Annotated in this window: 8 protein-coding genes; 7 read left to right on the top strand and 1 reads right to left on the bottom strand. The window is 40.9% G+C overall.

The features are described 5' to 3' along the window. The first annotated feature begins 308 nt into the window (after positions 1-308). Positions 309-1,733: a hypothetical protein gene (locus GOP56_RS03040; protein ID WP_233882744.1), complete on the top strand. Its 1,425-nt coding sequence runs from the start codon at positions 309-311 to the stop codon at positions 1,731-1,733. A gap of 259 nt (positions 1,734-1,992) precedes the next feature. Here the strand turns inward: GOP56_RS03040 and GOP56_RS03045 are convergent, their stop codons facing one another. Then, on the bottom strand, positions 1,993-2,241 hold the full coding sequence (locus GOP56_RS03045; protein WP_003337204.1) for an aspartyl-phosphate phosphatase Spo0E family protein: 249 nt from the start codon (positions 2,239-2,241) through the stop codon (positions 1,993-1,995). An 874-nt stretch (positions 2,242-3,115) separates the two neighbouring features. Here GOP56_RS03045 and GOP56_RS03050 point away from each other — a divergent pair. The 6 genes from GOP56_RS03050 to GOP56_RS03075 all read left to right on the top strand — a co-directional run bounded on the left by GOP56_RS03050 (position 3,116) and on the right by GOP56_RS03075 (position 22,941). Then, positions 3,116-4,582, top strand: a complete 1,467-nt coding sequence (locus tag GOP56_RS03050) for a class I adenylate-forming enzyme family protein (protein ID WP_163244456.1) — start codon at positions 3,116-3,118, stop codon at positions 4,580-4,582. Positions 4,583-4,606: 24 nt separating this feature from the next. Beyond that, positions 4,607-4,882, top strand: a complete 276-nt coding sequence (locus GOP56_RS03055) for an acyl carrier protein (RefSeq protein ID WP_022584878.1) — start codon at positions 4,607-4,609, stop codon at positions 4,880-4,882. Positions 4,883-4,897: 15 nt separating this feature from the next. Further along, positions 4,898-6,772, top strand: a complete 1,875-nt coding sequence (gene asnB / locus GOP56_RS03060) for an asparagine synthase (glutamine-hydrolyzing) (RefSeq protein ID WP_163244457.1) — start codon at positions 4,898-4,900, stop codon at positions 6,770-6,772. Between the two features lie 73 nt (positions 6,773-6,845). Next, positions 6,846-10,139, top strand: a complete 3,294-nt coding sequence (gene fabD / locus GOP56_RS03065; RefSeq protein WP_163244458.1) for an ACP S-malonyltransferase — start codon at positions 6,846-6,848, stop codon at positions 10,137-10,139. A 39-nt stretch (positions 10,140-10,178) separates the two neighbouring features. Then, positions 10,179-16,898, top strand: coding sequence for an SDR family NAD(P)-dependent oxidoreductase (locus GOP56_RS03070; RefSeq protein ID WP_163244459.1), 6,720 nt, complete (start codon positions 10,179-10,181; stop codon positions 16,896-16,898). A gap of 43 nt (positions 16,899-16,941) precedes the next feature. After that, on the top strand, positions 16,942-22,941 hold the full coding sequence (locus GOP56_RS03075; protein WP_163244460.1) for an SDR family NAD(P)-dependent oxidoreductase: 6,000 nt from the start codon (positions 16,942-16,944) through the stop codon (positions 22,939-22,941). The last annotated feature ends 47 nt before the right edge of the window (positions 22,942-22,988 follow it).

The following is a 22,988-nucleotide window of genomic DNA, read 5'->3' on the forward strand; positions in this document are numbered from 1 at the left end:
AAAATGTGTATAAAGTAAATGGTGCGATTAGAACTGAGTCATTCAGGGATATTTTGTTTTTACGAGAATATTTAGGGAAAAAGTCCTATTTATCATATAGGTATATATAAAATCAGTAAGAATAAAGTTATATTTTTGAAAAGTAGAATAACAAAGTCTAATTTGTAGCGTCTAGTATATAGGAGAACCGAACATATCACTAATAAATGAGGGATTGCTTGGATCAAGTAGGATGGATAACGCTTAATTTAACTCAAAAGAAACAGACACATGGTTCTAATTCAAGGGGAGATTGAGGTGAACGTTTGTTGACAAAGAAAAAATGGATACAGGCGCTTTCGGGTATGCTACTACTTACATGTCTTACTCCTTACCCTAATGTACAAGGGGGAGACACACACCAAGGCTTACAAGAAACTTACTCAGAACAGCGTACAACTCAATATAATTTACAGAAAAAACAAATAATGTTCTCTAATCAGGATCGTTATTGGATCGAACGGATACAATCTAAACCAGGCGTAAAGCAAATCAAGCAAAAAATTTCCCTGTTTATTCCCGGTACGCAAGGGGAATTCCGCTATCTTACAAGTAATGGGGCCAAAACGAAATGGACGAAAGCATCTTTACAGGGAAACTTACCTGTACATACCGGGTATATCAAGACAGATCAGTATTCGATCATTTTAAGTAAACCACATATTTATATACCACGGACACATAATTCAATTGAGATTGTACCTAAAAATATGAATCAAATTAAAATGATTGCGAAAAAGACATATGGTGGTTTTAACGTGAGTATTGAAATGCCAGTGGAATCTCATATGTTTGGAGAAGTGTGGGCATTAGAATCGTTTCAACCATTAATTGACTGGGATGCACTAAATATGGAGCTTATCTGGAAAAGTATTGATTTTGAAGATCGGTTACGCTGGAGCTGGGATGGTTTCTACGATCGAACACCCACTACATATGTTCCAACAGGTCCCAATTATTTCTGGCGCAATCCCGATAACTATTTTGCTACTTCTTTTGTGATTACGCGAGGAAGTAGGGCAGCGCATGATCTTGGCTGGATGATGCTTCACACTATTTTGCCAAATCAAAATGCACAAGGATTTTGGCCATCAGCTCCTAAATCAACATGGTTATGGAATGATTACCAAGTAGATGCTGGGTTTTATGATACACGATTTAATACGGATATTGCCTATTTGTTATTGAAAGCGTATCAATCTTATCATGATGAACGATTATTACAAGCAAGTATGCGGTATGCGGAGTTTCTCTTACAGCATAGCCAGCAAAATCATTTTCTAATTGAAAGAAATGGTCAAGTAGGGATATTGGTAAGTGATTATTCCCATGAAAAGCCACATAAATTAACTCATAGCTCCTTGAACCATCAATTACAGGAGATGAATTATCTGTATGAGTTATACATGCAAACAAAAGACGAGCGATTCAAAGAGCTTGCAGATAAAATGCTGTGGGGAATTAAATTAACGCGGGATGCTTGGGTGATGCCAAATTCTAACTTACATTATGCATATATGCCTGATGGTACGATGGGACTTAAAGATTATCCATTCCTGACGTATAATGATCTGCATGCCGTTCAAAGTGTTCTAATGCTTATACAAGGCTGGGAAGATCCCGACTTAGCTTATTTAATGCAAATGAAAAAGCAATGGATGGATGCAAATAACGTGACAGGTTATAGAAAATAGGTAAGCATTTGCAAGTTGCATAAGCATGAAGAAGCGCTGTGAGAACGAGAACTAAAACTAAAAAAGGTACGAGGCAAGGGCGTAGGCTCTTGCTTTTTTTTTGTAATTTTTTGATCCAACAAATAAAAGACGAAATGCTTATTTGGAGATAAACGCCAAATGGGGAGCACTTCGTCAGGGTTTTGTCTGTTTGTTCATGTTTTTCCTCCATTTATCATGGGCAGCGAGATTGAGTTTCTAATGAATTGAGTTTTGGCTGTTAGGCGTATTGCCAAAGGAGGCTGGGTGAGAAAAATGAGGTTGAGTGAATTTTTCTTTTTTGCATCTGCAAGATGTAGGTATCCAAAGTCTGACTTAGGTGAATAACCGAGTGATCTAAAAAGCTACCCTTTTCTGATACTAATTGAACCAACTCATTTTTTAATTGATTAATTACGTTTTGTAGCTCGATTTCATCCTCTAAGGGCTCAGGGACATTTGTCCGTATTTTTAGCTGTTTTGGTTCCATCGAATTTTTCTCCTCTCATCTTTTTCTTACCCTTACTATATCTAGCGTATCAAAGGAAAAGGACTTATTCGGTAATTAGAAACGTTTTACAGCCTTCGACAGTCGTCGTCCGGTTTCTTTCAGACATAATTCTACAGATGCTCACTAGTAATATCATTATTTTGTATAACATTCATCTAAGATAAAAAAGTTAAAAAATAAAAACATGATACGATGTCGTCTGCATCCTGAAAACACTCGATTTCATTCGATGATTACACCGTTACATAAGCATATTGCTGATGGAGATTCGCGGTTTCTAATGTGGTTTGCGTTAATTTTTATTATGATTCTAAAAAAGTAAATAAACAAACAGAGCCTTCTTTTTACAATGTGATCAGCAGATCAAAGCGCCAAAATAAGAAAATGTCGAGTGAATTGGTAATTCTGCTTTTTTCTACTTCGTTTTCCACATATAAAGTGGGATGTCGGAATAATACCCTGTTATCCTGTCAAAGTTTTTCGAATTACTTCGAATGGATGGATTTTAGGAGAGGTTCAGCAGTGGCTAGCAGTGGGGAAGTCACATGAGAGACGGTTTTCGAATGAGGGTTCATATTCGATGGTATAGTGATATACATTCATCAGAAATCAGGTGGATTTGTTACTGACATATAGTGAAATATTAAGCTTTCGTGACATGATCTTATTTATATTTACTAACATGACATTTTGTGGTAACTTTAGTTTGCGACTAGCAAATGAAGTAAAAATTAACATTTTATCAACGGAATAAAACAGATATGAACAAGGCTGAAAAACATTAAGGCTGAGGGCTGTTAACACTCAGTTGCATTAGATGAATAGGTATTTAGAAGCGAAAGCTGGTGATTTCATGATTTATCAACATTTGAAGCAACGAAACGAGCATAACCCTCATGCAATAGCCATTATCAAAGAGACAGAAGAGATACCTAATCAGGCTATGGTAAGTGAAGTAGATCATCTGATTCGGAATTTTCAAAAATTTGGCTTGGATAAAGTGACGCCTCTAGCCATTGTTCTCCAAAAAAGTGAAGTTATCTGGGCAGCGATCATAGCCGCTAGTCATCTGGAAATTTCGGTCATGTTAGTTGATCCTCATTTAAAAGAAGAGGAAATGCAGAAGATCATGACAATGTATCAAACAGATTATGTACTGCGTGAAATAAATAGTAAGGCAATAGATTCACTTGGATACAATGAATGGTACGAGCTTTCCTGTTTTGAACATGTTTTTTTAATTGGGAATATAGGCGAGCATGCAGCGTGTTGGAACGAATACTTAAAGCCAGAGGTAAATCAGAGCCATCTGGTGTTTCTAACGTCCGGCTCAACCAAGATACCGTCAGCAGTGGTTAAAAAAATGGAAAGCTTTATGCTTGATGGAAAACGAATAGGTGAGGCTCTTGGAATTGTCCCTGAAGATCGTATCTTATGTGCAACACCCACCTATCATATTTATGGCACAATTTGTGGATGCTTTGTTCCTTTCTTATGTGGAGCATCGGTATCGTTTACTGGCGCGTATGTTTTACCATCTAGCTTGGAAAAGAAAATAGACAAGCAGGCATGTAATATACTAATGGCTGTACCTGCCCATTATAAAATGCTGGTAGAGCATGTTCATAAGCCGCTAGATCAGATTAGGATTGCTTTATCAGCAACTTCTCCATTGCAAGATGACCTGATGTTGACCTGTAAGGAAAAATTGAACCTATCAATCCAAAACATATATGGGTCTTCAGAAGCAGGGGTTGTTTCCATTCAACGCAATCCTCAATCTATCGGCGAAGCTACTAACGTAGGTGTTCCTGTTGATGGCGTAGATGTAATGCTTGATGAGACGAGTCCATTTGAATTTGATGGAAAGACGGTTTATGAAGTACTCATCAAAAGCGATTCGCTTGCTAAGGGATACTTGCGTAAGGAAGAGGTGGATGATAGTGGTTATGTAGTAGAGGATGGATGGTGGAGAACTGGGGATTTGGCCTATTTAAGTAAAGAGAATGAACTTCATCTGGTTGGTCGTCTGAATATTACAATAAATGTGAATGGTAAAAAAGTGAATCCGTATGAAATTGAGGAGGTACTAAGTCAGCATCCAGCAATAGAAGATTCAGTAGTGGTTGGCGAACATGACCCTATCCGTGGGGAAATGGCGGTAGCCTATGTAGTAGTTAAAAATCACATTACGGAAGCAGAGTTACTCGAATATTGTCGTGCAAAACTATCTGATTTCAAAGTACCAAGACGAATTGAATTTCGAGATGATTTACCTAAAACGGCGGCAGGCAAGGTACGTCGAAAAGAAGTGAGATAGCTTAAGAAAAAGGGGCGAACCAACGTGGGAACTACAAATTCAGCAGACTACGGTCTAGTCATTAAAAATGATCTGGCGGAGATTATAAAATCACATTATGGTCAGGAAGTTGATCCCGCTAGTATTTCAAACGACCTAGATATTATCAAACAATATAATTTAGATTCCATTGTTATTATGGAATTGCTAGTAACGATCGAAAAGCGATTTGATATTCAAATAGAAGATGATGAGCTTAGTTCAGAATTAGTACGGACAATTCATACGGTAGTGACTTATATTCAGTCGAAAAAAAGATAAAGAGGAGTCCTTGATATGTGCGGGATAACAGGCTGGATCGATTGGGAACATAACTTGTTGCATCAAAAGCATATTTTACAGCAGATGTCTGATTCTATTCGTCATCGGGGACCGGATGCTGAAGGATGTTGGATCACGGAACACGCAGCATTAGCACATCGGCGTTTAATAGTGATTGACCCTGAGGGCGGGGTTCAACCCTTTATCTATCACGAGTCTGAGCCTTTATATGCTATGACTTATAATGGGGAGATTTATAATTATCTAGAACTACGTCGTGAATTAATTGAACGAGGACATCGATTTAAAACCAATTCTGACACGGAAGTATTGCTACATGCTTACATGGAATGGTCAGAAGATTGTGTCAAACATTTGAATGGTATTTTTGCCTTTGCGATTTGGGATCAGGTGAAGCAGAGTCTGTTTTTAGCACGAGATCATTTAGGCGTCAAGCCCTTGTTTTATTATCAACAAGGAAGCTCCATTTTATTTGGATCTGAAATAAAGGCAATTCTGGCTCACCCAGAAGTGAAACGCGAAGTTGATGTTCAAGGATTAGCTGAATTAATTGCTCTTGGTGGCATACGTACGCCTGGCAATGGGATTTTTTCAAATATTTTCGAAGTAAAGCCCGCTCATTCCATAACCTTTACAAAGGAAAGAACAAGAGAGACCCAATATTGGCAGCTCCAGAGTAAGTTGCATACTGAAACGGCAGCAGAAACTGCTGATCATATCAGATATTTGCTAGAAGATACAGTTAAGCGCCAATTAATTGCTGATGTTCCGGTTGTATCCATGCTTTCAGGTGGATTGGATTCAAGCGGCTTAGTTTCGATTGCGGGACGTCAATTTTTTGATAAAGGTCAGCAGCTATCTACATACTCAGTTGACTTTGTAGGAAGTGATCAGGATTTTGTAGCGGATAAAGCTCGTCCTAGTTTAGATGCACCGTATGCAAAAATGCTGTCTGAGTATGTGGGAACGAAGCACCATTTTATAACGCTTACCTCTGAAGAATTGCTCAAAAATTTACTTATTCCCATGCGTATGCGCGATCTACCCGGCTATGGCGATATGGAAACATCCTTACACTTATTATGTAAGGAGATGAAGAAGGATGCTACGGTAGCTATTTCAGGTGAGTCGGCAGACGAAATATTTAGCGGGTATCCATGGTTCCACCAAGAAGAATATTTGAATTCTCGTATGTATCCATGGCTGTTAAACACATGGGATAAATTTGCCTCTTTATTACAGCAGGATGTGATAGAGGGCATTCAACCAAATCATTATGCAGCGATGAGATACGCTGAAGCGACGAAGGAAGTACCACTGCTTGAAAATGAAACAATAACACAGATGCATCAACGCAGAATGTCATACTTATTCATCACTCGATTTTTAGTCGGTTTATTGGAGCGCAAGGATCGGGCAAGTATGTATGCGGGCTTTGAGGTACGTGTTCCCTTTTGCGATTACCGTTTAGTGGAGTATGCATTTAATATTCCATTTGAGCTGAAGACCGTGGGGAACATCGAGAAAGGTATACTTCGTCAAGCCTTCCTAGGTTCGATACCAGAAGAAGTACGACTTCGTAGAAAGAGCGCTTATCCATCTACCCAAGACCCAGTCTATTTCGCAGGTGTTCAGTCTATTTTTCAAGAGATCATGTCAAATCCGAATGCACCTCTTCATGATTTATTGGATAAAAAGAAAGTGATGCATGTAGTAGGTGGGAACTCCTCGCTCTTGCAGGGAAAAATGCACTCTAGTCAAGGATTGTTACTCAAGCTAATGGAGTACTTTATTCAAGTAAATATGTGGCTAAGCGAATATAAAATTGTGCTCCAATCCGCTAACCGTAATCTACACGGCTCAATGTAAACATTGAGATACCAGCACAATATTGAGTAGGTAAGACTAATCTTTATTCAATTCTACCTTGAGGTGTTTCCAGATGAGTCCATCGCTTGTATTTATGTATTCGGGTCAAGGCTCGCAGTATTATCAAATGGGAAAAGCCTTATTTGAGCACAATCGTATTTTTAGATCGTACATGAATGAATTAGATGCGAAAGCACGCGAGCTGATTGGCATATCGGTACAGAGTGAGTTGTATGGGACCAATAGGAACATGACAGAGCCTTTTACTCGTACGCTGCATACGCATGTGTGTATTTTTATGGTGGAATATGCCACTACGATGGTTTTATTAGAAAATGGAATGGTCCCAGATGCTGTTATTGGTGTGAGTATGGGGGAATTTGCAGCATCGGTAGCAGCAGGTGTATGTAGTGTGGATACGGCACTCAAATCCGTTGTGAAGCAGGCACAATTACTAGAAAAGCATTGTGATAAAGGGGCTATGTTAGCTATTTTGGATCGTCCGTCCCTTTTCTTGTCTGATCTGGTGTTGTACGAGAATAGCGAATTGGTTTCTATTCATAACGAGAATCATTTTATTGTATCAGGTAGAAAAGAACATATGGCGATGATTGAACAGCATGCGAAGAAAAATGGAATCATGTGTAGCAAATTACCGGTTACTCATGGATTTCATTCTTCTAGCATTGATCCAGCATCAGATGAATACGTTGCTTTTTTACAAAAGCAACTTTTTCTTGATCCTAGAATCCCTTATATATCGAGTGTGTCCGGCAGCTTGCTCAGCGAATGGAATACGGATTATTTTTGGCAGGTAATTCGAAAGCCCATTCAATTTACAGAGGGGATCACCTTCTTACAAAAGGACGATGATGATCGAATTTATATAGATGTAGGTCCTTCAGGAACGCTATCTACTTTGTGTAAATCGATGTCCAATCTAAAAAAGAATCAAATAATGCTACCCATTATCACTCCATATAAAACGGAGCTACAAAATTTGGATTATATCCTAACGAACTACGCTAGCAAAAGTAGGACTACAGTAAAAAAGGAGAATAAAAGTATGCTTGCTTTTGTATTTCCTGGACAAGGATCGCAAAAAAAAGGAATGGGGGGAGATTTATTTGATCAATACCCTGAAATCACGAGTCAGGCAGATTCGATTTTAGGATACTCCATTAAAGAATTGTGTCTAGAAGACCCATTAGGAAGATTACAACAGACCGAGTACACACAGCCTGCGCTGTATACGGTAAACGCACTGATGTATTTGAATACCGTTAACGAGACGGGAAGAAAACCAGATATCCTAGCGGGGCACAGCTTAGGTGAATATAATGCGTTGTTTGCAGCAGGAGCTTTTGATTTTATAACGGGATTAAAGCTGGTGAAAAAAAGAGGGGAAGTAATGAGCCAAGCCGTTGGAGGGGGGATGGCAGCGGTTATAGGAATAGATGAGAAACAGATAAAGCATATCTTGCTTCAAAATCAATTAGATAGCATTGATATTGCGAATTTTAATTCTCCTCGCCAGTTTGTCATTTCCGGACTACAATCAGATATTGCTCGGGCCAAGCTCGTGTTTGAAACGGAAGGCATCACGTATATTCTGTTACGAGTAAGTGGAGCCTTTCATTCAAGATATATGGGAGAGGCAAGAGAGCAGTATAAAAATTATATTGATTCATTCGCGCTTTCTGAATGTACCATCCCTGTATTGTCAAACGTCAACGCAAGATACTATCAAAAAAACGATATGAAAATAAATTTGGTCAGACAAATAACGGAGTCAGTCCGCTGGTGTGAGACGGTGCAAGTGTTAATGGGATTTGAAGGAATGGAAATCAAAGAAATTGGACCAGGAAACGTGTTAACAGGACTGATGCGAAAAATAACAGCAGAAGCAACTCCCATTTACTTACCTCTTGAAACAGAGCATCAGCAGCCTACAAATTCAACTATTCTCCAGCAATCCAATAGCGATAGCGATGAAAAGCACTTCATTCAACAACCAAACGCTAATGTGATTACCGCTATTGGATGCAAGCAATTTATGCAGGATTATCATTTGAAGTACCCCTATGTAGCTGGTGGAATGTATAAAGGAATCGCCTCTAAAGATGTAGTAGTGAAACTGGGGAAGGCTGGGATGATGGGCTTTTTCGGTACGGGAGGCTTACGGCTGGCTCAAATCGAGGAATCGATTCAATACATTCAAAAGGAACTAACGAGCGGACAAGCGTATGGAATGAACCTTCTTCACACTCCAGATCAACAAGAAAGAGAAGATCAACTGGTTGAATTATATATTCGATACGGTATCAACGTCATAGAAGCATCTGCTTACATGAGCATTACTCCAGCATTACTAAAGTATCGTGCACATGGAGTCAAAATGCTCCCGGATGGAGCTGTAATGAGCACGAATCGAATCATCGGCAAGGTATCAAGAGCAGAAGTGGCTGAACTATTTCTACGTCCTGCCCCAGAGTACCTCGTCGAGAAAATGGTTCGGGAAAATCAAATTACCAGAGAACAAGCTCAATTGCTCAATAAAATCCCTATGGTAGATGACTTGTGTATCGTAGCTGACTCAGGGGGGCCTACAGATGGAGCAGTAGCCTATGTTTTATTGCCAGCTATGATACAGCTACGTGATGAGATGATGAAAAAATATAAGTACCCTAAGAAAATCCGAATCGGTGCAGCAGGAGGAATTGGTACTCCTGAGGCAGCGGCGGCAGCTTTTATTCTAGGTGCGGATTTTATCTTAACGGGTTCTATTAATCAATGTACCGTAGAAGCGGGCACAAGCGAGGCTGTTAAAGACTTGCTACAGCAGGTACACATTCAAGATACCGCATATGCACCGGCAAAAGAACGGTTTGAAATAGGAGCGAAGGCTCAGGTTGTAAAAAAGGGAGTGTTTTTCCCTGCTAGAGCGAGCAGGCTGTTTGAATTATATTCTCGATACCAATCACTTGACGAAATGAGCGAAAAAGATAAAAAACTCATTCAGGTTAAATACCTGAAACGTAGTTTTGAGGAGGTTTATGAGGAATGCAAGCAGAACGCCTCCCCAGTTGAAATAGATAAAGCAGAAAAAAATCAGAAGTATAAAATGGCTATGATTTTTAAGTGGTACCTAGCTCATTCTGTTCATGTAGCAATCGATGGTATTTTGGAACAACAAGCAGATTACCAGATTTATTGCGGGCCAGCGTTAGGGGCGTTTAATGACTGGGTAAGGGGAACAAGCTTGGAGAGCTGGAAAAATCGCCATGTAGATGAGATTGGTGTAAAAATAATGGAAGAAACTGTTAAAGTTTTGAATGGGAAATTTCAAAATCTTGTGATGGGCTAGTCTGATTGGAAAATTCATTACTGAAACGAGGTATATTTCATGTTATCTACCTTACATCATTATTCTCATGGGTATTTGGCAATTCCAGTGCTTTTATCGTGCAAAAAACGAGGTTTATTTGATCTTTTGCAAAAAAGTCGGTCTACTCCGTTTAGTCAGCTTGTAGATGAGCTACATGCCAATAGTGGTCACTTACGCAGTGCTCTTCAGTTATTAGAGTCTCTACAAATCCTGTGTCGAGATAGTAAGGATACGTATGCGTTACTGTCCGGATGGAATGTGGTAGAAACAATTCCGGAAGATGTCATGGAGTTATTCGATTTTCCGATGAAGGAATACTTCAAAAAATCTCAGAGAAAGTATCGTTTGCAAAAATGGATTGAGCTGTCCGGCAAACAATGGAATGTCGAAAATGCGATGTATTCACATTTTTTAGATGGGATCGTAATGATTCCTTTGTTATTCGCGTTAAATGAACAAAGATTCATTTTGCGCGATTCTCCTCAGCAAAATGAATTAGTGCTCCAAAACGTATCTGGTATCGCGAAGCAAGAAATTACACAGTTATTTCAGCAAAAGCATTGGATGGATCAAACAAGAAAGAACGGGGTTTTAACGGAAACCGGCAAGTATATGCTAGACGCGATTTTGAATATGGCATCCATTCATTCCTATCGTTCCATAATAAAAAATATGGATCAGCTACTATTTGGTGATTGCCAAGCTCTTGTTGCTAGCACGAATCAAGCGTATGAGACATATATGGAACGTATGCTAGAGATGCTAGAGTGTGGCTTTCAGCAAGAGGAGTATTTTTGCGATTTAGAGCAGACCATTATTTCTGTTTTTAATAGAGAACCAGTAGAGGAGCAGCCGAAATATATAGCTAATATGGGATGTGGCAATGGGTTGCTTCTAAAAAAGATATACGAGACGATCAAAATGAAATCACGAAGAGGCAAGAGGTTTGATGAATATCCCTTGACGTTGATTGGAATTGACAACAAGGAAGAATCTCTAGCAAAAACGGCTATCACTCTAAAGGATATCAACCATGTTTTGCTCAAAGGGACGCTTGATAATCTAAATGAGCTTATGATTGATTTACGAAAAGAAGGAATTCGTGACACAGAACATATCCTACATGTTCAGTCATTTTTTAATCACGAGCGACCTTGTATCATATCAGCAGAAACAGTTGAAGCAAGGGGTCAGGCTCCAAGCTTCACCAAGTCAATTTTTGTAGATCAAAATGGACGTGAATGTTCTTCTACATTAGGCATGAAAAAACTGCACGAACACCTACAACATTGGTCACATCTAGTAAATAAGCATGGATTGATCCTTTTAGAAGCGCATTGTTTGGAACCGAAAACGATTCGTCCATATATGGATAAATGTGAGGGCTTACATGTAGATGCGATTCATAGATTCTCGCAAAAGCTGCTAGTAGAAGCAGATACTTATATGTTGACTGCCGCAGAGGTAGGATTGTTTCCTCATAAACAACATTTCCACAAATATCCAAAAACCATGCCTTTTTCACGCATTACGTTACATTTGTTTGAGCAGAGAGAATACCGGATTAGGATGGCACATAAGAATGACATTTCGGTATTAAGGCAGCTTGAGCTGCAATGCTGGGGGGAGGAACTAGCTGCTCCTACTGAAAGGATTTTACAAAGAATAAGGAAATATCCAGAAGGGCAGTTAGTTCTTGAAGTAGAGAATCGAGTAGTTGGTGTGATTTATTCTCAAAAAATTAGAGATATGAACGAGATAAAGGGACTTCAAAGCAATACTGTTGAACAGCTTCACCAGCCTGAAGGGACAATTATACAATTGTTAGCTATCAATATTCTACCAGAGATGCAGGATCGCAAGCTGGGAGATCAGCTTTTAGAATTTATGCTTCAGCGCTGTAGTTTGATAAGTGGAGTCAGGAGTGTCATTGGGATAACAAGGTGCAAGGATTATCAGCGATATTCTACGATCGCTACGGACAAATATATCACTCTTCGTAATAAACATAATAAATTAGTCGATAAAACATTGCGATTTCACGAAATGCATGGAGCAAAGATTAAAGAATTAATTCCGAACTATCGGCCATTAGATGATGCCAATCTTGGCTATGGTGTACTTGTTGAATACGACATGTTAAATCGGGGAAATGATGAGCCTCCTGCTATCGAACGAAATCAAGAATGTCATGAGAAGAATAGCCATTCTTTTCAAACGGGGAGCACGGATCGTTCTAAGACTATTACAGCTTTTGTATTAGATTGTATCGGTTCTCTTTTAAATGAAGAGAGAAAGGATGTTCTAGCTTATGTAGATCGTCCTCTTATGGAGCTTGGCTTGGATTCAGGAGATTTGCTGGAATTAAACGATCTGCTGGGTACGAGGTTTCGCATAGAACTCGAAACAACATTCTTTTTTACATACAATACCGCTAGAAAAATCATTTCGTATCTTATAGAAAATGCAGATGAAATAGCGCAGGCGTCTGCATCAGAAGAATCTGTTTCAAAAAACGAAGCAGTCTCATGGAGTCATTCTAATGTAGAAAAGGATGACATTGCCATCATAGGCGCGGCCTGTCGTCTTCCTGGAGGAGTGAGCAATCTTGATGAATTATGGGAATTATTAGTGAACAATCGTGATGCTATTAGACGGATGCCTGAGCATAGATGGGCTTGGCCTGGTACAATTCATCCTGCTACGGAACATAAGGGAATAGATCAAGGTGGATTTTTGGATCATATTGCTGAATTTGACCCGCTGTTTTTTAGAATTTCCCCTTCAGAGGCGGAGATTTTGGACCCTCAGCAACGTTTACTAATGGAATTAAGCTGGGAGTGTATAGAAGGGGCTAATTATTCTGCAAGTGCAATTTCAGGTAGTAATACAGGTGTATTTATAGGAGCAAGCGGCTCCGATTATAGCAAGCTTTTAGATCGCTACAGTGACGAGGTTCAAGCTAAGTATGGCATAGCTACATCCATGGCGATTCTCTCTAATCGAATCTCTTATTTTTATAATTTTCATGGTCCAAGTGTTCAAATCGATACAGCTTGCTCTAGTTCTTTGGTTGCCGTTCATCAAGCCGTTACATCTCTACAAAGCGGAGAGTGCGAGCAGGCTTTAGTAGGCGGGGTCCATCTTATGTGTCATCCTGCTAACAGCATTGCTTATTATAAAGCTGGAATGCTGTCCACAGATGGAAAATGTAAGACGTTTGATAAAGCTGCAAATGGCTATGTTCGTGGGGAAGGTGGAGTTGTACTACTGTTAAAGCCTGTGAAACAGGCAGAGCGCGATGGTGACTCTATCCTTGGTGTCATAAAAGGAACAGCTACGAATCATGGAGGACAGGCAAACGGAATAACTGTGCCCAATCCGGCTAAGCAAGCTGCCTTAATCAAGAAGGCCTTCCGCTCTGCCGATATTGCCCCAGAGTCTGTAGGCTATATTGAAGCACATGGGACAGGCACTTCATTAGGTGATCCGATTGAATTTGCAGCCTTGAAGGACGCATTTTTAGAGCTTTCACAGCAAAGTGACAACAGAAATGAACCCTATTGTGGGTTAGGTTCTATTAAAACAAATATCGGACACCTGGAAGCTGCCGCCGGGTTGGCAGGCCTAGTTAAGGTTTTAGTCAGTTTACGCCATCGTATGATACCGGCATCGTTGCATTTTCAGGAATTGAACCCACACATTCCTATTGAAAACTCCCCATTTTATCTTGTAACGAGCAATCAAAAGTGGATGCCATCTCATAGAGAAGGCTTGCGTAGGGCGGGAATTAGCAGTTTTGGCTCGGGTGGTTCAAATGCTCATATTGTGATTGAGGAATATCGGTCTAACCATCGTGTAGATACGAAAAGGGCTACCAGTAATAGTAATCCTGTCATGATTGTGCTGTCCGCTAGGAATGAAAATCGTTTACAAGAGCAAGTGAAGCAATTATTACAAGCAATTAAAAACCAAAACCTGACTGATGTTCATCTCAAAGATATGGCCTATACCCTTCATGTTGCAAGAGAGGCAATGGAAGAGAGATTTGCTACCGTCGTATGCGATATTGATGAATTAGAAAAATCATTACTCGATTACCTTGATAGGAAAGGAACACTGAAAAGCAATTATCAGGGGAATGTGAATGAGAATCATTCGATTTCTAGTTTATCGATTGGAAATGAAGAAAAGCATGAGATGGTTAATCACTTTATTGTTAACAATGATTTGCATCAATTGGCCTATTTATGGGTGTCGGGACTAGACATTGATTGGAAGGTGCTGTACAAATCCGAGGCAGATTATCGAAAAATGTCACTTCCAACATATCCGTTTGCAAGAGAACGTTATTGGATATCAGAAATAAGTTCCCGTTACGACATAAGCCAGACAGAAAAAATATCTGCGGACACACGCGATATGCTTCATCCGCTGTTGCAGCAAAATACATCTAATTTATCAACGATTCGCTTTTGCTCCACGTTTACAGGCAAGGAATTTTTTCTGAAGGATCATGTAGTGAGTGGCAGCAAGGTTTTACCTGGTGTTGCTCATCTGGAAATGGCGCGCAAGGCTATGGAACAAGCTCTGGAAAATAAGCATGATCAGGTGATTGAACTTCATAACGTGATTTGGAAAAAGCCCATCCTTCAAGAAGAAGAATCAAAGCAAGTGCAGATTCGCGTTTTTTCAGGTGTACAAGGTGAGGTAAATTATGAGATTTACAGCGAGGAAATACCAGGAAACAGCAAACCTGTTGTGTTTAGTTCAGGCTATGCAGTATGTAGAGAACAAAAGGAAGCATTCATCTTGGATATCTCTGGCATACTCTCCGCATGTAAGCAGCATGTGCTGACAGGTAGAGAATGTTATCAAGCCTTTCAGCAGGTAGGGATTACTTACGGCAAAAGTCATCAGGGAATACAACGTGTGCATATAGCAGAGGATCAGGTGTTGGCCGAGCTAGTCTTACCTGCTTGCATAAAACATACCCAAGAACAATATGTCCTGCATCCTAGTCTATTGGATGCTGCTTTACAGGCATCCCTTGTATTTCAGATGCAAGTACAGAATACCTCCAACACATCCGTACAGCCATCGTTACCTTTTGCTTTGGAAATGATCGAAATCGTTCGTCCGTGCACATCAAAAATGTGGGCTCATGTACGACACAGTGAAGATCATATCAGTGGAAATGAGACACAGAAGTATGATATCGACCTTTGTGACGACAGAGGAAACGTTTGTGTCCGAATGTTTGGATTTTCGTCAAGGATATTAGAGGGAGAGATTGCAACCGGTGGCTCTATTGATTCTACACAGAGAGAAACGATAATGACACAGCCATTTGAACCTGTGATGATCTCCCCGATTTGGGAAGCAATCCGTCATGAAGAAGGACAAAAGCTTCCTGCTCTCACTGACAACTTAGTCATAGTCGGAGGCAATGAAACCATCTGGAATGAAATCCGAAAGCAATACCCGCATGCGCGTGTGCTATCCATTCATCATGATGATTCAGTTGAGGAAATGGTCCAGATATTCAGCCAGCTCGATCCTATCGATCATATGCTATGGATTGCACCAGAGGAGCAGTTGCCATCCCTCACAGACGACAGCATCATCGAGGGACAGGAAAAAGGGGCAATTTATCTCTTTACAATCATCAAAAGTCTGTTAGCCCTAGGGTACGATAGTAAACAAATAAGCTGGACGGTTATTACCCAAAAAGCACAGCCTCTTCATAAATACGATGAGGTAAATCCAACCCATGCCAGTATTCACGGCTTAATGGGGACGCTGGCCAAGGAATATAGCCATTGGAAAATCCGAGTCATCGACCTAGAATCCCTAGCGAGCTGGCCCATGCAGGAGCTGTTTACCCTGCCAAGTGATGCAGACGGGAACCCTTACGTTTATCGAGAACAGCAATGGCATCAGCAGGAGCTGGTTCCGGTACGTTATAACCAGCAGGAGGAAACACTGTATAAGACTGGTGGCGTGTATGTGGTGATTGGAGGCGCTGGGGGAATTGGCGAGGTATGGAGTGAATACGTGATTCGAATGTATGAAGCTAAGGTGATTTGGATTGGCAGAAGAGAAAAGGATGCCAATATTCAAGCAAAGATAGACCGACTAGCATCAATCGGTCCTACACCTAGCTATATCGCGGCAGATGCAGCAGACCAAGAAGAGCTGTACCGAGCCTACGAAGAAATCAAACAGCAATACGGCCCTATTCATGGAATCGTCCATTCTGCCATCGTGCTGCTGGATAAAAGTCTAGCGAATATGGAGGAGGAAAGATTCCGAGCTGGGCTTCGTGTCAAAGTAGACGTGAGTGTGAATATAGCAGAGGTCTTTCAGGATGAGCCGCTTGATTTCGTGTTATTTTTCTCGTCAATGAATTCGTTTGTCAAAGCCGCTGGACAAAGCAATTATGTAGCAGGCTGTACATTTAAGGATGCTTTTGCCAGTCAATTAGCTCTGGAATGGCCATGTGCCGTAAAGGTGATGAACTGGGGATATTGGGGAACGGTAGGTACGGTAGCATCCGAGGAGTATCAAAGACGGATGAAAAGCAGAGGGGTTGGTTCGATTGAGCCTCCAGAAGCAATGAAAGCATTAGAGGCCCTTTTGGTCGGACCGATGAACCAATTAGCGTTTGCAAAAATGACTACGTCTTCAACCTGGGTTGAAGTTAATCGAGGAAAGTGTATAACGATTTATCAATAAAAAATTCGTATTCGTCAGAAATCAACCAATAGAGAGGTAAAACATGAAAAATGATGATCAATTCATTTATGTGACTAAGCAATTGGGCGATATGGATAAGCTTCTCATCAAATTAATGTGGGAAAAATGTAGAGGGATACAGATGTTTACATCGAACTCCTTCGATCCAGCAACTGTCATCACAAGAATAGGAATCATCGATTTATATAAAAAATGGGTAGATGAGACGCTTGCTATATTTACGAGGAGTGGGTATTTGTCATTTGACGGCGAAACGTATACAGTCACGAAACATACATCTATTGAAGATACCAGCTCTTGGAAAGAGTGGGAATACCGAAGAGAGGAGTGGCTAAAGGATGATAACCTAAAATCTCAGGTTGTATTGGTAGAGACGATGCTAGGTGCATTACCTGACATGCTTACAGGGAAACAACCTGCCACCGATATCATGTTTCCCCAGTCATCTATGACTTTGGTGGAAGGAGTATATAAGTACAATTTACTCGCAGATTACTTTAATGATGTACTCGCTGAAAAAATAGTCGCGTTTATGCAGGAACGTATCAATCAAAGCAATGTTACAAGTAAATCAATCCGAATCTTAGAGATTGGAGCCGGGACGGGGGGAACCAGTGCTAGTGTTCTTTCTAGACTAAAGCCGTTTCAGGAGTATATCGAGGAATATTGCTATACAGATCTTTCTTTGGCTTTTCTTAGACATGGAGAGAAGGAATATGGCTCAGGGTATCCATTTGTCACATGTAAGATTTTTAATATTGAACAACCTGTTGCGACTCAGGATATTGATCCGAACGGATATGATTTGGTCATTGCTACAAATGTTGTGCATGCCACGAAAAATATCCGTCATACGCTACGCAATGTAAAAGCGGCAATGAAAAATAATGGTTTATTGCTATTAAATGAAATAGCTGATCGTTCTGTGTTTACACATCTTACCTTTGGCTTTTTACAAGGCTGGTGGATGTATGAAGATACAGCTCTACGTATTCCGGGCTGTCCAGGCTTATATCCAGATAGCTGGAAAAAGGTACTAAAATCGGAAGGCTTCCATTCTATTGACTTCCCCGTAGATGAAAAAAACGATTATAAGCAACAGATTATCTGTGCAAAAAGCGATGGAGTCACCTTACAGCTTCAAGACCTCGGCCCTGTTACAGCTATGGCAGACAACAAACAAGACGAGAGAAAGACACCGTTTGCTCATAAGGGGCTTCAACAAAAGCAGTCTGAAGGGGAAAGTCCGAAAGACAAGCTGGGGCATATGGATATAACGGATCAAATGATCGAGGAGCATCTTATCCAGATAATCCGAGAAAGCATTTCTGAAGAATTGAAGATCAACGAGGCAATGATTCACAATGATCAGAGTTTTTCGGAGTACGGTGTAGATTCCATTATCGGCATTCAACTTATTCAGCGCATTAATAATAAATGTCATACACGGCTGCAAACGACTGTTGTCTTTGATTATAATAACGTAAATCAATTGGTTCATTACATGATAACGGAATATAGAGAGACATTAGTAGCTCTTTTTGATATCCAAAAACCTATGGATGTCTCAAGCTCAACGAAATGGAACAAAGAAGAGGACATGCAAAACAATCAACGAACAGTTACCGCAACTAGTGAAAAAATGATCCAAAAAAGTGATTCTATAAAAGCTGGCATGAATCATTCGAATGAACATTCATCCCTTAATAGGGAACGGTCTACGTTTCATAGGGTGCTTATTGAATCCCCAGGGGGAATCGATGATATTCAGATTGTAGAATCAGATATTTTAGAATTGAAAGAAGATGAGGTAAGAATTTCGGTTCGAGCTTTTTCCCTAAATTTTGGGGACCTATTATGTTTACAAGGCTTATACCCGACTATGCCCCCCTATCCGTTTACTCCTGGATTTGAAGCTAGTGGTGTAGTAGTTGAAGTGGGGAGTGCAGTGAGCACGATCCGTCCTGGAGATGAGGTTGTGTATTGCGGGGGAGAGCATTTGGCTGGACAGGCCAGTTTACTTACATGTAAGGCAGCCTATGTTTTTCCTAAGCCTTCTTCGCTGTCCTTTGAGGAAGCATGCTCCTTACCGGTTGTATCGATGACGGTGATCGCTGCTTTTCGTAGAGCACAGGTAAAGAAAGGTGAAAAAATTCTCATCCAAACAGCGACGGGCGGAGTTGGACTTATTGCTGTCCAACTGGCTAAGCATTATGGAGCTGACATTTATGCGACTGCAAGCTCTGAGCATAAGCTAGAGTATGTAAAGCAAATGGGTGTTTCCCATGCGATTAATTACATGGAGTCTGATTTTGAGCAAGAAATCTCTCGACTGACGAATGGTAAGGGTGTTGATGTCGTCATCAATACGTTAGCAGGAGATGCTATTCAAAAAGGCTTAGGCTGTCTAGCAAGAGGTGGTAGATACATTGAAATTGCGATGACAGCACTGAAAAGCGCCCGAGACATTGATTTGTCCATTTTAAACAACAATCAATCTTTTATAAGCCTTGATCTGAGAAAATTGATGCTGGAGCAGCCTAATGCACTACGTGATTATCGAAACGAGATGCTTCGATTAATAAAGGACAATGTGATTCAGCCGACTATCTATCAAGTATTTTCATTTGACGAGATAAAAGAAGCTTACCAGTGTATGAAAAATCGAGAGAATATCGGAAAAATAGTCGTACAGCTACCTAAGCGATACCAATATAAACCAGCCCTTTCTATCCAGAGAGAACCCATTGCGATTATTGGGATGAGTGGAAGATATGCAAAATCTAAAACGGTTCATGAGCTATGGGAGCATCTAGCAAAGGGCCATGACCTCGTAGAAGAAGTATCGCGTTGGGATCTCTCACCGTATTACGAAGAAGATGCATCCTATTGTAATCAGGGCAGTTTTGTTGACCGAATCGACCAATTTGATCCACTTTTCTTTAATATCTCAGGTGTTGAAGCCATGTATATGGACCCGCAGCAACGAATCTTTTTGGAGGAATCCTGGAAAGCATTAGAGGACGCTGGATATGCAGGAGCGGGAGTTCAGGGTAAAAAGTGTGGCGTGTATGTGGGCTGTAGCGGTAAAGACTATCAAAATTTATTCGATACGAAGCCTCCTGCCACTTCGTTTTGGGGAAATGCAGCTTCCATCATTCCGGCACGCATTGCATACTATCTCGATTTACAGGGTCCGGCGATAGCTGTAGATACCGCTTGTTCTAGTTCGTTAGTAGCGATCCATCTTGCTTGTCAAAGTCTTTGGACAAAAGAAACAGAAATGGCATTGGCCGGCGGTGTATTCCTTCAATCGACCCCTGCTTTTTACTTAGAGTCGAATCGAGCAGGGATGCTGTCTCCTGCTGGTCGCTGTCATACCTTTGACGAACGGGCAGATGGTTTTGTTCCCGGTGAGGGAGCGGGAGTCATCATACTGAAACGTTTGTCTGATGCCATCGCGGATCGGGATCATATTTATGGAGTGATTCGTGGTTCGGGAGTCAATCAGGATGGCAGTACAAATGGCATTACCGCACCTAGCGCCAAATCACAAGAACGATTGGAGCAAGAGGTATATGATACCTTTAACATTCAGCCCCGACACATTCAAATGATCGAGGCCCATGGAACAGGCACGAAGCTGGGGGATCCCATCGAATTTCAGGCCTTGACGCGGGCATTTACGAAATACACGGATGAAAAAAATTATTGTGCAATCGGATCAATAAAAAGTAACCTTGGACATTTAGCCTTTGCGGCCGGAGTCACAGGCATCATTAAAATTTTATTGTCTTTACAGCACAAACAGATTCCACCAACGCTACATTTTCAGAAGGGAAATCCAAATATCGAGTTTGAAGATAGTCCCTTTTATATCAATACCGCACTGACAGAGTGGACGGCTGAACCAAACAAGAAGCGCTGTGCAGCTATTAGCTCATTTGGCTTTAGTGGAACAAATGCACATATGGTTATTGAAGAAGCGCCGAGAAGACAGCTAACATCCTCACCAAAATCAGGCTATTTACTAACATTATCCGCTCGTACACAAGACCAGTTAAAACAACAAGTAGAACAGATCATTCAGTATTGTGAAAAAGCAGAGCAGATTCACTATGGAGATATGAGTTATACCTTATTGCTGGGAAGAAAGCACTTTAATCACCGCTTAGCCTTTGTGGTTCACGAGCGCAATGAACTCGTACAGGTCTTGAAAAGATGGCTAGAAAAAGGAAAAGCACCAGATGTATATACCTCTATCGTAAATAAAAATGAACAACGCGAGCAAATCGCATTAAAACGCTACGGAAATGAATGCTTACGAAATATAAATGGGGATATGACTGCCAATGAATATATGGAACAACTGTCTATTCTCGCGTCCTTGTATACCCAAGGATATGAATTAGATTTTGAGCATCTATTTGAAGAAGATCACTTTGCGAGAATCCCGCTTCCAACTTATCCGTTTGCTAAAGAGTTTTACTGGGTGCCTGAAAGAGACGTGGATGTCATTGGGGATGAGAATAAAGCAAGTCAAGGAACAGCAAATGAAATGCCTTCATTAGTGCCACCACATACATCCGAGATACAAGAAAAAGTGAGCCAGTCTGATAAGCTTTCCGCGATTGATGAAGAAGCTATTATGGTAGCGCCCGTTTGGGAACCACTTTGTTATGACAAGCAGCAAATGATTCCTGGGCTACATGAAAATCTAGTCATAGTCGGAGGCAATGAAAGCATCTGGAATGAAATCCGAAAGCAATACCCGCATGCGCGTGTGCTATCCATTCATCATGATGATTCAGTTGAGGAAATGGTCCAGAAATTTAGCCAGCTCGATCCTATCGATCATATGCTATGGATTGCACCAGAGGAGCAGTTGCCATCCCTCACAGACGACAGCATCATCGAGGGACAGGAAAAAGGGGTAATTTATCTCTTTGCAATCATCAAAAGCCTGTTAGCCCTAGGGTACGATCGTAAACAAATAGGCTGGACGGTTATTACCCAAAAAGCTCAGCCTCTTCATAAATACGATGAGGTAAATCCAACTCATGCCAGTATTCACGGCTTAATGGGGACGTTGGCCAAGGAATATAGTCATTGGAAAATCCGAGTCATTGACCTAGAATCCCTAGCGAGCTGGCCCATGCAGGAGCTGTTTACCCTGCCAAGTGATGCAGACGGAAACCCTTACGTTTATCGAGAACAGCAATGGCATCAGCAGGAGCTGGTTCCGGTACGTTATAACCAGCAGGAGGAAACCCTGTATAAAACCGGTGGCGTGTATGTGGTGATTGGTGGCGCCGGGGGAATTGGCGAGGCATGGAGTGAATACGTGATTCGAATGTATGAAGCTAAGGTGATTTGGATTGGCAGAAGAGAAAAGGATGCCAATATTCAAGCAAAGATAGACCGACTAGCATCAATCGGCCCTACACCTAGCTATATCGCGGCAGATGCGACAGACCAAGAAGAGCTGTACCGAGCCTACGAAGAAATCAAACAGCAATACGGCCCCATTCATGGAATCGTCCATTCTGCCATCGTGCTGCTGGATAAAAGTCTGGCGAATATGGAGGAGGAAAGATTCCGAGCTGGGCTTCGTGTCAAAGTAGACGTGAGTGTGAATATAGCAGAGGTATTTCAGGATGAGCCGCTTGATTTCGTGTTATTTTTCTCGTCAATGAATTCGTTTGTCAAAGCCGCTGGACAAAGCAATTATGTAGCAGGCTGTACATTTAAGGATGCTTTTGCCAGTCAATTAGCTCTGGAATGGCCATGTGCCGTAAAGGTGATGAACTGGGGGTATTGGGGAACGGTAGGTACGGTAGCATCCGAGGAGTATCAAAGACGGATGAAAAGCAGAGGGGTTGGTTCAATTGAGCCTCCAGAGGCAATGGAAGCATTAGAGGCCCTTTTGGTCGGACCGATGAACCAATTAGCGTTTGCAAAAATGACTACATCTTCTACGTGGATAAACGTTAACAAGGGACATTCTTTTGTTTTGGTGTAATAAAATGACTCTAATGTATAATAAAGAGTTTCTAACTTATCGAATCT

This window comes from Brevibacillus sp. 7WMA2 (genome assembly GCF_010748895.1).
Taxonomy (GTDB): Bacteria; Bacillota; Bacilli; order Brevibacillales; family Brevibacillaceae; genus Brevibacillus_B; species Brevibacillus_B halotolerans.

Coding starts and splice junctions, on each gene's coding strand:
- GOP56_RS03045 (WP_003337204.1), bottom strand. CDS start 2,241: ATGGAACCAAAACAGCTAAAAATACGGACAAATGTCCCTGAGCCCTTA.
- GOP56_RS03050 (WP_163244456.1), top strand. CDS start 3,116: ATGATTTATCAACATTTGAAGCAACGAAACGAGCATAACCCTCATGCA.
- asnB (WP_163244457.1), top strand. CDS start 4,898: ATGTGCGGGATAACAGGCTGGATCGATTGGGAACATAACTTGTTGCAT.
- fabD (WP_163244458.1), top strand. CDS start 6,846: ATGAGTCCATCGCTTGTATTTATGTATTCGGGTCAAGGCTCGCAGTAT.
- GOP56_RS03070 (WP_163244459.1), top strand. CDS start 10,179: ATGTTATCTACCTTACATCATTATTCTCATGGGTATTTGGCAATTCCA.
- GOP56_RS03075 (WP_163244460.1), top strand. CDS start 16,942: ATGAAAAATGATGATCAATTCATTTATGTGACTAAGCAATTGGGCGAT.